Consider the following 11,931-nt stretch of genomic DNA (forward strand, 5'->3'; position numbering starts at 1 on the left):
ACTTGCCGGTAATTGCTGGGCAGTACCTTGCATTTATCCACTATTACACCAAAATAAATGGCAGACCACCTGCAAATGCTGATTTTCAAGCATATTTCCATGCTGATCCAGCCAGTGTGCAGCACATGATTATTGCCTTGGAACACAAAGGCTTAATTAATAAAATCCCAAGAACTCCTCGAACTATTTCGCTCGCTGTACCTAAGTGTTGTATCCCAGACCTTGATTAACAGATTTCAACTTGTCAAAATTAAATGGAAAAGGTACTAGTAGAGAAATCTTTGAATATATTAAGTCCAAAGCTGACGAGGTATTTAGTCTAATATAAAACGATTTATAGTATTTACTCTCACATACGACTTTATTTAACACCTGTAAATTCAAATTTTTCATCGGTTTTAAATTTTTCATCAAACTTGAAAACTCATCTATCAAATTTTCGTCAATTTCTTTACCACCATCAAATAAAGTTAGATGTGGTTGAAAACATGGTAACTTAAGTATGTTTTGATTATATTTGATTAACTTTTTTAAAATCAACTCATCTTCCTTGCTAGGTAATAACCAAACACAAAACATACATCAATCAACCACTTTTAATTCAACTACTTTGTGATCATCGTCATCATTATCGTAAGATTGAAAGTTGTTAAATTTATTGTTATTAGAGTTTATTGATTGATATTCAAGTCTTTGGGTAATTTTGATAATATCTTTTGCGTTTAATGAATTCTCTGGCAATTTTTTGAGTGAAAAGTAATTCAGATCAAGCCAATCATCTTTACCTGTTTGTAAATCTAGCAGCAGGAACTCATCATCAGTAATGTATAGCAGTTTATATTTTACTTCAAGCTTGAATGTGTTTATTACGATATTTTTATCTTCTTTACTTAGCTGGGAGACATGTTTGGCTAACAAATCTCTTGTTGAAATAGTGAGAGGCTCTACTACACACGGAACCTTGACATGAAAGTAGAAACCATCAACTCTCCTTTCAGGTTCAGATATAATTTCAACTTTATTTAGCTTTTTGAAAATTTTTAACATATTTACCAAATCTTAAACGCTTTAAAGAATGATTTAACAAAATAACCTCTTTCACTTCCTCTAGGAGGGATAGTTAATATTATATTCTTACGCAAATAGTTTGCAATATGTACTGCGACAAAGGCTAATAATACTGCGGCTATCATTTTATATACCATAGCTGACCAGATAAGTTTTTGGATTTCTAACGGCGATTTTAGATGTCTAAACGAGTAATTATAGTCTATTTCCAACATGACTATTTCCCCAACCACAGTTGATAATATGGTTCTTATACCAAAAAATCGTCCAGCCAACTTATCCCTAAGGTAAACAATAAAGAAATCATTTAGTGTTTTTGCCGCTATCAAAGCAAGAGTAGAGGATATAAATTCTCTCGACATTAACGTGAAGAAATACATGATTGACTCACTTTGCTTATCAATATTTGCTGGAAGCCAATTTAGTAATGCAAAAACTATCCCGCATGTTATAGCTTGTGCAATAACATTATATACAGTGACTCTTACAGCTTTTTCAAATCCATATATCTCTGCAACAAGATCACAAAACATAAAAGTTAACACATAAAATAATGCTGATGCTGGTACAGTCAATTGAGTAAAATATACAGGGATAATAACTTCTACGCCCATTATTAGATTACAAATAATTGATAAAGATGCTACAGCTACTACAAACAGAATATAAATGTTGTTTTCTTTGTTAATTTGTTTAAGTTGAGTTTGATTAATCATAATATATACCCTTTTAAATAATGATTTCGAGACAACCTATATAAGACATGCTTAGACAATGGACTTTTTAAATCCCACAAAGTATGTCTAAAGTATTCCCCACGAAATTGAAGTCCAATTTTTTGCATAACCCTTATAGATGGTGTGTTAGTAACAGGGGCGTAAGAAACCACTTCATTTATCATGAGTTCTATAAAAATGTATTTCAGTATTTCCTTTGCAGCCTCAGTAGCATACCCTTTATTCCAATAAGATGAATCTAACCTCCAACCTATCTCGTAACATGGTGTAAAAAAAGATTGAAAATCATGATACGTAACTCCTACTGAACCGATTAATTGACCACTGTTTTTACATATACAAGCATACACAGCCAAATCGTTTCTCTTGTATTTTTCTATCACGCCCTCAATAAAAGCTAGTGTCTGATCATATGTGTAAACAGCTGGGAAATATTTCATGACATCATGGCATGTATTTATTTTAGCCATTTTATCGACATCCGTTAATTTGAAGTGTCTCAATATTAACCTGCTCGTTTCTAACTCTTTAATCATGGCTTTAAGTTAAAGTTTGCCTGATATATTGGTCTACCATACAAATTGCCTACTTCATCTATTTGATAAATACTGATCGCTTGCGCATTAAAAGATAATGATGATAGTTTAATAATTCTATTTAACTTACTCAGTAAGCTATGGCCATTTTTACCGTACACAACTGTAATATGAGGATTATTATTATTATATGGCAAATTAAAATCTCTCCATGCCCCTCCATCATGCATCTCTTTTAAGTCTGCAATTCCATCTTTAATATCATCAAGCGTTTGTTTCATTGGAGCATCTGGTTGAACCGTATTTGTCATATAGGTTGTTAATCTGTCAAAAAAATATTTACCATCAGATACCTCGATAAATGTATTTCTGCCTCCGCCTTTAGTAAAACTATTTTGCATGGTAACTACATAAGGGAAAGTTTTCTCAGCAATTGCTTTAACGGCTTTTTTTAACTGAATAATTTTGTCTCTCTTATACACACCTTGAACTATGGTAATATGCGGGGTTGTTATTGGGCGTAATTCAGGATTTTGATATGCTAATTCATTTGCTTTATGTAAACTTTTAACTAAATTTTGATTGGTAATAAGAATAACAACACCATATTCATTTTGATATACATTACGTTTGCCTTGTTTGTTATTGACTTCATGTATTGTTAATTTAGGATGATATTTACCATCATATTTACTCAATTGCATTATTTCGTTTGCCCGAGTTTTTTCAGATGTATTATAGGCAAAATTAATTGTTGGTAGTATATAAACAATTAGCATCAATTTTTTCATTGCTGACATTTTGATTACACCTTGTCTTTTAAATCTTGATATTGCTCTTTTTTAGCTTTTGATTCCTTTGGTGATAAAAGCAATGTAGCACTTAAAACCTCAATATTTTCATACTCATTATCATAATTATTGGAAATTAAAATATCACTATTTAAAATATATACTGACGTTTGTCCTGAGTTTATCACCGCTAAATAGCCATTATCTTTTAAATATTTTATGCATTTTCCTAAATATGGTCGTGTCTTTTTTAAAGCAACTTCCAGAACTGAGCTTGATGCAACAACAACATTATCATCATTGCTGTATTTTGATAAGAATAAAAATATTCTTGCTGCTGTAGGTTTTTCTTCAATCAGCCTTTCAATACCACCTACTTTATCGAAAGAAAAGTAAATCCCTTTTTTCATTATAATTATCAAACTTAAATACTAAGGATACAGAGTGTAATTTATTTTAAAATGAAAATCAACCAAATCAATCTACATGGAGAGCATAAAAAAAGTGTGGGCACTTGCTAAAAAACTTATGCTGCCTGCTGCATATGCAACATTTTGTCCGAATGATCATGTGAAAGCTATACAGTATATTGGAGATAGTTTTATTGAAAACAAAAATATCAATCAATCTCATCAATTTACAATTTATCTAAGATGAGATTGATTGATATTATTTTTTATTTATCTAATTAATTGATTGTGTAATGATGAATATTTTTAAATCTAAAAATGATGTTAAAATGGAAAATAAATATATTCAGATATCTCATATCTAACAAATCCCTTATATAATAAGCTTTATCGTGATATAGAAATAAATATAAACTGACAATTAGATGAGATAAGTTGACAAATTGATGAGTTATACTGACAATTAGATGAGATAAGTTGACAAATTGATGAGTTATACTGACAATTTTATTTATTGTCAGTTTTTGTTTTGTTAATATAATTACATGCAGAGGTTGCTAATGTCTAAAATTATGGATATGGATTTTCTAAATAATAAATATGTTTCAAATACTGTTTTATCTGGTATTCCGGAGAATGGTGAGTGGACTTTAAATGGCTTTAAGCTTGCATATCTAATTGCATGTGAAATGTCTGATTATAGAATATTTATTAGAAAGGATTCGGATATTGATAGTTTCAATAATGATAAGATACAAGAGCACTTAGAAACAGTTCCAAAGTCCTATAACATAAGTAGAATGAAATTTCAGGAAATTACCGGTGTTTCATATGCTAACGTTGCTAGAGAAATTTCAAAGTCTTGCGATGACTTATTAACTAAAATTACGACACTACCTAATCCATTTGATCCTACTAATGCAAAATCGTTTGAGAAAATACAATGGTTTTCGAAAGCTAGATATGATGATAGTAAAGGAAAAATTACTATAGAAATTCACAATGATATGCTGCCCTACTTTGTTGTTCTTGTTAATTATACAAAGTTAGATTATAAAAACATTGCTCGATTAAAAAACCTTTATTCTGCCAGAGTATATCTTATCTGCAAAATTGCGCAAAATAGATTTAACTCAGATTTGCAAATTACAATCACTATAGAAGAATTTAAAAATAGGATTGGGTTGCATAAAAAATATGACAATATTCCACGTTTAAGAAGCCGAGTTTTAGATGTAGTTAGTGATGAAATAAATGAAAAAACTGACTTGAATTTTGGTTATCAACTTCATAAAACAGGTAGACGTTTTACAGATATTACCTTGAAAGTTACACAAAAAGCGAATGAAAAATCAAAAAACACCTTAAATGAGAGAGTTGGCTATGAGGATAATTATAAAGAAGTTGCAGGAAAAGAAGATCATCTAGATAAAGAAAACAGGATTACTATATTAAAGCTACGGTCTTATGGTATTAAGCAAGATAAAGCATCAGCACTTGTAAAAATTCATGGTGATGAGATTTGTAACACGGGTATTAATAAATTACTAAACGAAATAGACAAAGGTAAGGATATTAAAAATGTTAGTGGTTATTTAATTAAGTGTATAGAAAGTCAAAGTAACACGCCTAATTCAGACGATATTCAATTAGCTAAATCAATAGCTGATGAAATAAAGCAAAAAAAATTAGATATAACCCTAGCGAGACACAAAGAATTTGATGACTATATAAAAAATAACGAGCAAGATATTTTAGTTTTAATTATGCGATACAGAAAAAACCAAATTCTATTTGATGCAAATGAAATCAATATGTTTGAATATCTAAAAGACGTTGTAGAGCAATATAGTGATCTTGTTGATAATAATCTTATATTAACGACAAAATATAATGACGAGTTTTTGTCATACAAAAATATAAGACAAGTTATTAATGAGCTCAGCGTTGCAAGTAATAAAGATCGTATAGCAAAACTAAAGTCATCGCTTTCTATTAAAAAACAAGAATATGAAATAAGCGATGGTAAAGAAAAAAATCTTGTAAAAAAAGAAATAGATATGATTCAGGCAGAAATTGCGGATTTAGTATAAAAATAGTTTGACAAAAACAAATAATAAAGAAGAAGATACTGGTAAGTAAGTAAGTAAGTAAGTAAGTAAGTAAGTAAGTAAGTAAGTAAGTGCTACTCAGATAAATAGGATTGAATCCATTTTTTTACAAGATCACTCATATTTATTTTTTCTTCTATGCACTTCTTTTTAAATGCATAGTGTAAGCTGTCTGGAATATTAACATTTAATTTTTTAGTATTCTCTTTTGTTAGTTCCACCATTGCTTCTATTTTGCCCGAAGATATATGGGCGCTTGTATTTGTAGGTTTTTTTGCTGTTAGTTTTGCCATCTTTATAACTCCATTAATTCTTTAACTATCATGTTTATCTCATGTGATGCTTTTTGGTCTTGAATAGTAAATACCGTACCGCCTTCAGTAGCACTTGTAGGATACGCAACTTTCTGCGTAGTACCATTTTTTAGCACAGGAAGTTCATATTCGTTTAAAGCCTCATTTATTTCATGAGAAAGTCTTGTGTTTTTTATTGATCTACTGATAACAAATGCTGCATTTAGCTTATTGTCAGTAATTTCTTGCCTTGCCTTAATAAGATCAACAAGATCAGATGTTGCCCATATATCATATGGAGATGGCTGGACGGGGATTAATACAATATCGGAAGCCTTGATTGCTGATGCAGCTAACCTGGCAATCTGAGGTGCCCCATCAATAATAATCCAATCATATCCGTTTTTGATTGCATCAAGGTCTTTTGGTAAAGTCTCTCTGTCCAGCCCTACCACAGGCACTATGTTACCATCATTAGCTGCATTCCAATCTCTACAAGATCCCTGAGGATCCCCATCAACCAGTAATACTTTATAGCCTTTTAGTTTTAGTGCGTGTGCTATATTGGTTGATAATGTAGTTTTTCCTGAACCACCTTTTTGGTTTAATATAGAAACTATTTTCATACTCATTTCCTTATATAAGTAAAAGATAAGTGATGATAATTATTGCAAACGTACAGAATAAGTCAATACTCATGTGAGTAAAAGAGTAAAAGAGTAAAAGAGTAAAAGAGTAAAAGAGTAAAAGAGTAATGACATATTCCAGAATCTTTAGCGTAATCCAGTATTGTGCTTCTGTTTTTTTGTATACCCATTGATATTAACAGAGCTCCTATTCACTGAAGCTAGACGGCATTATAGCATTTGTTAGGAAGGATTAAATCAAAAAATATCTCCCTGGCTTTCAGGGTTGTTTTTTGTAACACTGTTGTAATACAATACAACATACTACTATTACACAGATAAAACAATGCAACACACTCTGACTACAGAAAGTATACATGCAATGGCTGACAAGTTGATTGCTGAGGGGAAAAGACCAACGTTAGCATTGCTGAGACAAGAGCTAGGTGGCGGAAGCTACACTACAATATCCGAGGCAATGAAATTATGGCGAGAAGAAAAAGCAAGGAATGCTATTGCACCCATTGCGCCAATGCCTGAAGATGTTATCACCACTATCAATGATGCAGCACAGCAAATATGGCAAACTGCTATGACGGTCGCTGAGAATAAGTTGCAGTCTGAACGTGACGCTTTAAAAGAAGCTCGCTTAGAAATGGATATCGCACAAAATGAAGCGATTGAAATGGCTGATCAACTGGATAGGGAAGTTAGTCAATTAAAACAAAAGCTTGATGATGCTACTAACAGTCAAAGCATCGTAAACAATGAAAACATCAGCCTTAAATCTGAATTATCTGATCTCAAAAAAGATTTAGCAACTGCTCATAAAGCAATGACCAAACTCGAAAAGGAGTCTAAGGAAGCAAATAGTAAAATGATCGAATCGCTACAAGAATCAGCTAATTTAAAAGGTCAGGTTGAGGCATTAGAGAAAGTATTAAACCAATCAAAATCAAAGTAATAGGGGCTTCCGTGCGATAAGAGATAATATGTAAATATTTCGAGAGCATAAAAAAGTGTGGGGCACCGTCTAAAAATTTGTGCTCACCAACTTTTTATAGCCTCATACAGAAAGCTCAAATAAATGTATTTTCTTGCGGTTTGTGCTTGTTATGTAAGGCTTTTCATCTATATGTGAAAACCCGGACTGCTCAAAAGCAGATTGGATGACAGAAAAATCTGGAATATAAGCATACCCTTTGGCTCCTTTAAGTCCTTTGACCTGGTATAACCCGTCAGAACCTTGCAATATTGCGTTTTTAGGTGAGATCCCTAACGCAGTATCTAAATAATCCACATATACTATTGCTCCTGCACATAAACCCTTTTTTAATTGCTTAATAAGTAGATTTAACTCTTCTTTACTATAATCAGTAGTGGCTATCCAGAGTAATAAAGCACCATCATACGTTTTGTTCTCTATTGGTAACTTTAGAAAATCACCCAACTCAATGGAAATACGTGTTCCTTTTTTTGCAACCGCTATTTGATAAAGTTGCTTTGATTTTTCTATGCCTTTCAAAGATACACTTGTATTGTTAATTAACCAATCAAAGGTTCGGCCATAGCCGCAACCTACCTCTATAAGATGCTTTCTGCCTTGTAAAGATTTTTTAATTACCTCAAGATCAGGGCATTTATCTAATCCAATCTCCCTTGCCAGGTCCTTCATTTGATCAATTGAAATTCGATCATATAAGGCTGTACTATTTATATCGTTTATGTCTTTAATTTCCATAATACAACTACCCCTTCTGTTAACCAGATAATATTTTTCATATACTATCGTGATTAAGTTAATTGAGCAAAATAATTGGAAAGGAACAATCTAAATGAAAATAACCAGGGTTGGTATGTCAGATGCATTAAAGTATCTTAACGCATCTGAGATTAGCCATGAACTCATTACGGTAATGGAAAAGTGCGCTGCTCAAACAGATTATTTTTATCTTGCAACTTACGATTATGGTGAGCCTGTGATACAGAAATCCGAATACGTTTTTCCGCATAGCACAACCGATCAGATAAAAAACGATTTGGACTACAATATGAAGTCTAATCCATTAGGTATCATTTTAAAAGGGTCCATAGAGCTGTTTTTAAGCAAAAAGAATAGCATTTTTCCATATCAGATATACCCATCTGGGAGCGTAATTGGAGTCTCTTTAATCCTGGATGAGTTCGTATCATACCATCCCAAGTTCCAATGGGATATCACTGCTGGTGTAAGAAGTGCCTTTATGTTAAACAATATATATCGACAAGCATACCACACTAAACTCTGCCGGTATTTATCACATAACTTAAAAAAACCACAGTGTATTTCAGACCACTTTAATAACTTTAAACAAATTTGCCAAACCATGGAGGATCCCTGGCAAACGGAAATACTGTTCTTTCCTAAGCATACCATCAAAAAACTGCGTAATGCTTGGCGCCCATTCTATGACTATTTGTTCAGATACAGATGGCAAGCGACAAAATATCTAAGAGAAAGCACTTTCTGGAATACTATTTACAGTATTGCTGCTGCCAATAAAAATTTACGCCTTTCTGCGTACGACCTATCTACAATAAGACATATTATTGCTATTTCCAGTGGCAATGCGTTAGGCTATGCTCCTTGTATTGATGAAATGTATCTACCATTATATACTTTGCAAAAAGCCTACTTTGATGGGTATGATTTGCGTCAATTATGCTACTTACCAACAATAATGATTCCTTATACTGCAACCAATATAAATCAGTTTCCTTTGTACTATTCATTTCAATATCCTAATAACATTGAGGTGCCTATTAAAGTTGATTCATACAACAGTAGTAAAAAATATGCTTCCTATATAGAAGGACAGTTTGGCAAACTGTCCCAAGAAATCATCAAAGTAGCAAACGCGGATTATTCACCAATAATTCAAAGCTTAAAACAGCGTAGATTTGAATTCTATCATGCTGCTGATCAACTCTACCATGATAAGCGCTTTACTTTTTATCTGCCTGAAAATGTATACCTGCCAACTTCAACGTATCAAATATCAATGAGTAATAAATTTCTACGTAGCTTTATTAAAATACACTGAAAATCATTTGACTGGATTATGGTAAAAATGATAGCCTGACAGAGGCTATAGCTTACTTCTAAAAATCCACCCCAAGCTTTTTAGAAGCGCTGTACTTCAGCTCCCCATTTAGAAGGAATATCAGCAAGGATAAGTTATAGCCAATTTTAACCGAAGCCCGGTAAAAAACGCAACTGAAATATTTTCAGGGTAATTTGCAGGAGTGTGAGGGTTTTACGGGTTTCCTGCCTAGCCCACCAATTTTCCCTGTTTTGTAATTGAATAAGGGGTTCTGTTGCTCCCACATTTTCTCTTAATTATATTTTTAATATACATGAGTTAATCCTTTTACTTGATTGCTATTTTTTCTTAATTTTCTTTTGTGTTATTTTGAGAGAGTAACAAACTATTTTAATTTTTTGTTTCACCTTTTATTAAGTTAATGATTAACTTAATAATTATTTCCTTTTGTTCGGGTAGGCTTTGGGCAACAAGTAGGGCAATGGCTACAAGTGCATTATCACTGACTTTATATTCGCCATTCCTTTTTAAATGGTGTTTGTTCTTTTCTAAAAACCATACAAACATAAAGGCACCAATTCGTTTATTGCCATCAGTAAATGGGTGATTTTTTATGATGAAGTAGAGCAAGTGGGCTGCCTGTTCTTCAACGCTTTGGTATAGCAGCTGACCACCAAAGCTTTGTGCGATATTTCCAAGCAGACCTTCAAAGCTATTATCTTTTTGATTACCAAATAATTCTGTTGCTTCGCCTTTTTCAATTAAGGCAGTTTTCAGATTATTTATTGCCGTTATAGCTTCGCTATAGCTAATCTCATAGATTACATTATGGGTTAAGTTATCCAAACTTAAACAGTCTGAATCATATTGATTTAACAAAATAAAGCTGTGAGTATAGTCAGATAGAACACTTAACATGCCTGATGCTTCTGGTTGTGTCAACTGAGCATATTCAACAGATTGGATTAATGTGAGCGTTTTTTCAAGTTGCTTTATTTGTTCCTTCTGTTTCTTTAACTTGTCCTCATTAAGCGCATAGCCTTGCAACAAGTAAGACTTAAGTATTTTGTTTGCCCATTGGCGAAATTGAATGCCTTTTTTAGAGTTGACACGGTAACCGACTGAAATTATCATGTCTAAATTATAATGTTTGAGTTTGCGTTTTACTTTTCGATGACCTTCTGATCGAACTACCGAGAATTCCTCGGTAGTTGTGACTTCATCTAGCTCACCATCATTATAGATGTTTTTTATATGCAGACTAATATTATCTGTTGAGGTTAAGAAAATTTGAGACATCTGTAACTGGGATAGCCAGACAGTCTCATTTTCAGAGTCAACATTAACCTGGATATCACCTGAGTCGCTATTGAAAACAACGACATCATCAGTTTTATTCATGATATACTCCAAGTGTGTGTTTGTGGTAAAACTTTATTTTTTAATCATACCAGTATGCTATGCCCAATTTGAATCAAAAAAGCTCTCCCTGATTTTCAGGGTTGTTTTTCTTGTACTCATTCACATAACGGTAGTATGTGTTGCGTGCAATGCCCTGGTCTTTAAGCACTTGTGCGATTGACGTTTTATCATTCTTTCTGAGTTTAGTAATGATATCATATGCATAGGCGCATTTTCTTTTGTTTTCTAATGTCATGCCTTTTTTACGCCCACATTGCACACCACGATTTTTAGCAGCCTCTAAGCCATCTTTAACACGAATACTTAATATATCTCGCTCAAGTTGGCCAAGGGCGGTTGTGACAGTAAAGAAAAACGCGCCCATTGGTGTACTGGTGTCGATTTGATCTTTGATTGAAATGAATTTAACACTTTTGTCTTTAAAATGATCGGATAGGGTGATCATGTGCTTTGTTGACCGGCTAATGCGATCAAGTTTGTAGACAACCAGCGTGTCATCTTTTCTTAATGTTTCGAGTAATTTTTTTAGAGCAGGGCGATCAAGTGATGTGCCGCTTTTCTTCTCAGTGATAATTTCGTCGCAGTTGTATTTTTTGAGTGCTTTTATTTGCATATCAAGATTTTGATCTTGTGTTGATACCCGCGCATAACCATAAATCACATTTTTGTTCCATCAAAACTAAGTTTTGTAATTATGACACAAATGTATTTATGGAGCAAGTATTTGGGAAAATAAAACAGTTTGGTAAAAAGTTAATCTAGCCTTTGATTTAATTCGTTTGAATCATGTTTGGTGTTACTTTGTAAGTAATAGAGTAGGGCTGTGGATAGTTACTCCCATAAAACTATAGTTT

Annotated in this window: 14 protein-coding genes; 4 read left to right on the forward strand and 10 right to left on the reverse strand. The window is 32.7% G+C overall.

Annotated elements, in window-relative coordinates; all coding sequences use genetic code 11:
* The coding region (locus DNK84_RS07890; protein WP_328587419.1) for a LexA family protein at positions 1 to 230 on the forward strand (230 nt) is incomplete at its 5' end.
* Positions 231 to 582: 352 nt separating this feature from the next.
* Here the strand turns inward: DNK84_RS07890 and DNK84_RS07900 are convergent.
* From DNK84_RS07900 to DNK84_RS07920, 5 genes are read right to left on the reverse strand one after another with little or no spacing between them, the layout of a single operon-like run.
* Entirely contained in the window at positions 583 to 1,047 is a 465-nt protein-coding gene (locus DNK84_RS07900; protein ID WP_119344006.1) for a hypothetical protein, read from the reverse strand.
* A gap of 2 nt (positions 1,048 to 1,049) precedes the next feature.
* A complete protein-coding gene (locus DNK84_RS07905) occupies positions 1,050 to 1,784 on the reverse strand; it encodes a VUT family protein (RefSeq protein WP_119344007.1) in 735 nt (244 codons plus the stop codon).
* Complete coding sequence (locus tag DNK84_RS07910; protein ID WP_119344008.1) at positions 1,781 to 2,341, reverse strand: GNAT family N-acetyltransferase; 561 nt, start codon at positions 2,339 to 2,341, stop codon at positions 1,781 to 1,783. Before DNK84_RS07910 ends, DNK84_RS07905 begins: the two co-directional genes overlap by 4 nt.
* Complete coding sequence (locus DNK84_RS07915; RefSeq protein WP_119344009.1) at positions 2,338 to 3,141, reverse strand: hypothetical protein; 804 nt, start codon at positions 3,139 to 3,141, stop codon at positions 2,338 to 2,340. The genes DNK84_RS07910 and DNK84_RS07915 overlap by 4 nt, the downstream gene beginning before the upstream one ends.
* Before the next feature lie 5 nt (positions 3,142 to 3,146).
* Positions 3,147 to 3,542: a hypothetical protein gene (locus DNK84_RS07920; protein WP_119344010.1), complete on the reverse strand. Its 396-nt coding sequence runs from the start codon at positions 3,540 to 3,542 to the stop codon at positions 3,147 to 3,149.
* 560 nt (positions 3,543 to 4,102) lie between these two features.
* Between DNK84_RS07920 and DNK84_RS07925 the strand changes: the two genes are divergently transcribed.
* On the forward strand, positions 4,103 to 5,635 hold the full coding sequence (locus DNK84_RS07925) for a replication initiation protein (RefSeq protein WP_162902308.1): 1,533 nt from the start codon (positions 4,103 to 4,105) through the stop codon (positions 5,633 to 5,635).
* 92 nt (positions 5,636 to 5,727) lie between these two features.
* Here DNK84_RS07925 and DNK84_RS07930 read toward each other — a convergent pair whose 3' ends face one another.
* Together DNK84_RS07930 and parA are read right to left on the reverse strand one after the other, a co-directional pair.
* Positions 5,728 to 5,946 (reverse strand): plasmid partition protein ParG, encoded by a 219-nt coding sequence (locus DNK84_RS07930; protein WP_119344012.1) that lies wholly within the window; start codon positions 5,944 to 5,946, stop codon positions 5,728 to 5,730.
* 2 nt (positions 5,947 to 5,948) lie between these two features.
* On the reverse strand, positions 5,949 to 6,572 hold the full coding sequence (gene parA, locus DNK84_RS07935; RefSeq protein ID WP_119344013.1) for a ParA family partition ATPase: 624 nt from the start codon (positions 6,570 to 6,572) through the stop codon (positions 5,949 to 5,951).
* Positions 6,573 to 6,918: 346 nt separating this feature from the next.
* Here parA and DNK84_RS07940 point away from each other — a divergent pair, with 346 nt between their 5' ends.
* Positions 6,919 to 7,536, forward strand: coding sequence for a DNA-binding protein (locus tag DNK84_RS07940; protein ID WP_119344014.1), 618 nt, complete (start codon positions 6,919 to 6,921; stop codon positions 7,534 to 7,536).
* A 102-nt stretch (positions 7,537 to 7,638) separates the two neighbouring features.
* Here DNK84_RS07940 and DNK84_RS07945 read toward each other — a convergent pair whose 3' ends face one another.
* Complete coding sequence (locus DNK84_RS07945; protein WP_119344015.1) at positions 7,639 to 8,313, reverse strand: class I SAM-dependent methyltransferase; 675 nt, start codon at positions 8,311 to 8,313, stop codon at positions 7,639 to 7,641.
* Between the two features lie 94 nt (positions 8,314 to 8,407).
* Between DNK84_RS07945 and DNK84_RS07950 the strand changes: the two genes are divergently transcribed.
* Positions 8,408 to 9,655: a hypothetical protein gene (locus DNK84_RS07950; protein ID WP_119344016.1), complete on the forward strand. Its 1,248-nt coding sequence runs from the start codon at positions 8,408 to 8,410 to the stop codon at positions 9,653 to 9,655.
* A gap of 390 nt (positions 9,656 to 10,045) precedes the next feature.
* Here the strand turns inward: DNK84_RS07950 and rhuM are convergent, their stop codons facing one another.
* Both rhuM and DNK84_RS07960 read right to left on the reverse strand, forming a co-directional pair.
* Positions 10,046 to 11,056, reverse strand: coding sequence for a virulence protein RhuM/Fic/DOC family protein (gene rhuM, locus DNK84_RS07955; protein ID WP_119344017.1), 1,011 nt, complete (start codon positions 11,054 to 11,056; stop codon positions 10,046 to 10,048).
* Between the two features lie 73 nt (positions 11,057 to 11,129).
* On the reverse strand, positions 11,130 to 11,738 hold the full coding sequence (locus DNK84_RS07960; protein WP_119344018.1) for a recombinase family protein: 609 nt from the start codon (positions 11,736 to 11,738) through the stop codon (positions 11,130 to 11,132).
* Positions 11,739 to 11,931 lie beyond the last annotated feature (193 nt).

This window comes from Facilibium subflavum (genome assembly GCF_003574485.1).
Classification (GTDB): domain Bacteria; phylum Pseudomonadota; class Gammaproteobacteria; order Francisellales; family Francisellaceae; genus Facilibium; species Facilibium subflavum.